This is a genomic window from Ideonella sp. P3_A4 (genome assembly GCF_056403075.1).
This window is the reverse complement of the sequence record NZ_JBFUGE010000572.1, coordinates 1-3858: the sequence shown is the minus strand read 5'-3', so window position 1 is coordinate 3858 and position 3858 is coordinate 1. Positions and strand designations below refer to the sequence as shown.

4 protein-coding genes are annotated in these 3858 nt (G+C 60.9%); 3 read left to right on the top strand and 1 reads right to left on the bottom strand.

From position 1 onward, the window contains the following. Positions 1-172: 172 nt before the first annotated feature. The 3 genes from AC1DYI_RS29120 to AC1DYI_RS29110 all read left to right on the top strand — a co-directional run bounded on the left by AC1DYI_RS29120 (position 173) and on the right by AC1DYI_RS29110 (position 2826). The gene (locus AC1DYI_RS29120; protein ID WP_477207608.1) at positions 173-376 is read left to right on the top strand and encodes a hypothetical protein; all 204 of its coding nucleotides are present in this window, start codon (positions 173-175) and stop codon (positions 374-376) included. A 735-nt stretch (positions 377-1111) separates the two neighbouring features. Continuing rightward, the gene (locus AC1DYI_RS29115; RefSeq protein ID WP_477207607.1) at positions 1112-1900 is read left to right on the top strand and encodes a hypothetical protein; all 789 of its coding nucleotides are present in this window, start codon (positions 1112-1114) and stop codon (positions 1898-1900) included. Beyond that, a complete protein-coding gene (locus AC1DYI_RS29110) occupies positions 1876-2826 on the top strand; it encodes a hypothetical protein (RefSeq protein WP_477207606.1) in 951 nt (316 codons plus the stop codon). The genes AC1DYI_RS29115 and AC1DYI_RS29110 overlap by 25 nt, the downstream gene beginning before the upstream one ends. A gap of 181 nt (positions 2827-3007) precedes the next feature. On the opposite strand, the gene AC1DYI_RS29105 is transcribed toward AC1DYI_RS29110, so the two are convergent. Further along, positions 3008-3858: hypothetical protein (locus AC1DYI_RS29105; RefSeq protein WP_477207605.1), on the bottom strand; the 851-nt coding region annotated here is incomplete at its 5' end.

Below are 3858 nucleotides of genomic sequence, written 5' to 3'. Positions count from 1 at the left end.
GAGCAGGTGCGCGCCGGCATGGCCTGGGCGTTCACCAAGTACCTCAAGGATCCGGCGATCAAGGCTCTGGAGGTTGACGCCCGGGGTGACCATCGCGGCCTGTGGGCCGACGCCGCGCCGGTTGCACCGTGGGACTGGCGTCACCCGCCGAAGCGGGGCTAGAGTCCGGCCCATGGCGTTCAACAAAGCCCAGTGGATCGAGTCATTTGAGGGCCAGTTGGCCATCTTGCGTCCGCACCTCACCCTGCGCGTCCTTGCGGCCATGAGCTTGTCCGCCTGGCACAGCCGCGGCGCCAAGGACGAGGACCCGATCAAGGCGGCAAAAGAAGAGTCGAAAGCGCTGGACGCGCAATCGAAGAAGGGGCTGGCTAGGTAGGGCCACGAGGTCCACAGCGGGGACCTCGCAATGTAGGCTCTGGCCACTTCAGGTGCAGCCAGGTCGCCTTCATCTGATCCTTGGTGAGCAACTCGTCGTCGCTGCCGGGCTCACGCGTCCAAGAGCAACAGCCCGTCTCGGGCGTGGCTCGCAGCTTTGAACCGCGGGGGTGCGCGCACTGAGCGCACGTGCCCTGTCCGGCCATGCCGTCGTACCACTGGCACGTCCAGCAGGGCTGTTCCTTGCCCGAATAAGGGTTGTAGCCCATGGTGTCGCTCGGCCTCTGCTGGGCCTGAATCCCGTCCAAGGCACCGATGATGGCCCGGCTGTCAGCTGCTGCCAAACACGTATCCAAGGGTGGCAGGAATCCCGCGCTGTGCGCATGGGATCGCGCTACGAGTCTGGGATCAGGGCCGCGAAGCAGAGAATCCAGCCGATTGACTGCCCTGCTGCGGCATCACAAAAACTAGGGGGTGATGTCGGGTTTGGCTCCGCGAAACCGTTTTAAGGCTATGTGGCTTTGGTGAACGGGAAGTTTGAGATGTTGAGATCTTGGCCGACCGACGACACAGCAAGTCGCCACGTGGTGTCGCGTAGCTTTTCCGTGCACGGGGTGCCGTGATGGGGCGACCCAGCTCCGACCCTCTTGAGATCTGGCGGAGCCCGCCGATCTACGAACTTAGCTCTGCCGGCAGGTTGCTGGAGGGTAGTCACACTCACAAGGTCTGGCGCAGCATGACGCATCCCTTTGGCAGCGTCGATGTGGGTAGGCCGATGATGGTGAAGTGGCTCTCGGATAAGCAGGTGCCATTGGCGATTGAACTGGCCTGCTCGATGGCCGCTCAGGCTCTGCGGCTCAGCGTGCCGGCCGGTGCGGTCGTAATTTGTGCTGCCGATCAATTGCCTGGACTGCCGAGACGGTTCGCCGAGGCTGGCGGCTACATCTTGTGCTTTGGCAGCGCCTTGCAGTTTCCGGATGACAGCTTGGCGAGGATGATCCGGGACGATTCATCGGTGGCTGAATACACATGGCGAGAGCTTTGTGCGAGTCCGCAAGGCCCGAGCGGAGCGGCGTKGGATGAACTGACGGCAAATCGCGATCGACATCACGAAAACGTCGTTTTCGATGGTGCCAACTGGTGGCTGATTGATCATGAACACACTCTGGAGCCGATAGCACAGGTGTTTCGGCGATGGACGCAAGCATCCGCGAGACAGGCTGTGTTGGAGTACCAAGCTTCAAGCAATCGGTTGTCTGCAGAACTGGTGCGCAGGCGACCGAATGACCACGGGTTGGACAAACAAGCAAAGTCACTTCAGGCTCTGCGTGTCCGGCTTGCATGGATGGCGGACCAGGTCCGGAACTGGCGTACGGGCCACGCACGCCTCGATGGCGTGTTCGAGATCACCGAAGTAGTATTGCGGTCCCTTGATAGTCGGCTACCTGCTCTCCCGCTCTATGTGCAGAGGCGTTTGAGCATGCCTATCGCATCGTCACTATGGAACTCTTCGAGCCCGGAATAGGTGAGCGCAGACCGTTCACCACCGCTCCCCTAGTAGCGCGGTTTGCACCGGTGTTCTGGGAACCGGTCGCTGGCACTGGTGAGCGCATTGTCGCGCTCATGGCGGTTGAGCCTCACGAGGAAACCCTCCATGCGTTGGGTGCCGCCACCTACGTTGTCTTGAACGTTGCTCGCCTCAAGTCAATGCTTGGTCGAGTCCGCGGACAGGCATCGGAGTCCATCCTTCGAGCGGCGGCCTCGTTTATGACCGAGCGACAAAGGGCTGGGCTGCCTCTCGGCGAGCTGAGGGCCCCATTTCACGGATTTGTTTTAGGCCCGGTGCAAGTTGCGCGCGGCAACGCGCTGGAGCAACTGCTTGATGGGGCAGTTCGGAGCGCAAGCGCGTTCGGATCTGCAGAAGAGATGGTTGAAGGACAAGAGGCCGACGAGCCGGCGCGTCATACCCTGCGCACTGCGAGCTTCATTGCACGACTAAGAACGTCAATGGGTGCAGCAATTGGGCCCGAGAGCGGCACTCGGTTCGACAAGCGGTTACGAGTCTCGCTGGCAACACCAGAGGTCACCGTCGACTATGCGTTTGGCAGTTTTTTGGTCCAAGTCACTAGCCTTCCGCTGACGCCCAAGCAAGCTGTGAACTCAAATCGGGAAGCGCAAAGCAAGCTGTTGGAGTTGCTGCTCGTGCAACGCGCGATGGACAACAACTTGGTTCATCCGACTCTGCTGGTCAACGAGGACGCGCGACAACTTGCAACTGACGCCGTGACAGCAGACGAGATTGCGCGAGCCCAAGAGAGACTCATTCAATTGACGAACAGTTTCGATACCGCGCTGCTTTGGGCGCACAGCGTCGACGACGCGGCGCGTCAACTCGTGGAACTCTCCCCCGAGAGCGGGACGCCCGCCTTTCATGGCGCAATCGGCGACTGAGGGTCGCGGTTGGCGGGCGGACAAGCTGGCGGACAGGAGCCGCACCGCCCGGAAACCCAGCAACCACGCGGCCCTTGACAGTCGCCCCCGCCCCTCCGCCAAACCTCGGAAATAGTCTGACCTCGCGGTGCTGATCTGCTGTCCGATGAACCGCCGCAAAATTGGGTGTTCTCTCGAATAGCTACTTGGCGAATTGGCGCCACCTCTGTGCGCAAGTGAGCGCGTCGACCGGTTGCATATCCTTAGCCATCGATTCGGCGGGCATTGATGCGGATGCCGTGAATGACGGCCCGGATGCAGCGGAGGCCGACACCCCAGCCGCGGACGCTTGGGCTTCGTACGGTGGGGCGGCCGAGCCACTCAACGCGCCCAGGATTGGAAGGTCCCCAAGCACCGTCGTGCCCTCGCGCTTGAGCGTCACGGATCGGCAGAGGTTCACATCGAACAAGGCGATGTGGGAGTCCGAGCTATCGATGAGGAAACCGTGGGACAGCTCTTTGTCATCCTTGAGGATGGTCAGGCATCCATCCATCGTTGACGCTTGATTGCAGCCCTGTGTCCACTTGGACAACTGGTCCTCGGCCGTCGCGATTCCGGCGATTTCCCCGATGCCGGCCACAGCGGCCATGAGAAGGCTGACGAACCAAACGGCATAGGGAAACAGGAAAAGAATGAACAAGATGGTGCCGGCTCGACGCAGAGGAAGCGTCAGCCATCTGGGCCAACTCTGACGCTTCACCCAACGCGCCGATCGCTGGCCAATTCTTTCGCCGCACCAATCCATCAAGCCAAACAACAGACCAACCAGCGTTGCGARGGCCAAAAGGAACAGCGCAGGTTGGTACACCTTCGGATTCAGCATCAGCCTCATCAGATCCACTGAGCGGTGCGCCGTCTGAAAAAACCCGTTGATCAGCAACGTCTCCGACGTCTTCGGAAACGAGCCGCTATCGACACGCAGCGTGGCCAGCCGATGCAAGTGAATGGCTTGTCCCATGTAATGCAGGAAGCCTGCCACTAAGCCCGCCAGGA

Excerpts from the sequence above, each read along its gene's own strand:
- AC1DYI_RS29120 (WP_477207608.1), top strand. The coding sequence starts at position 173 with ATGGCGTTCAACAAAGCCCAGTGGATCGAGTCATTTGAGGGCCAGTTG.
- AC1DYI_RS29110 (WP_477207606.1), top strand. The coding sequence starts at position 1,876 with ATGGAACTCTTCGAGCCCGGAATAGGTGAGCGCAGACCGTTCACCACC.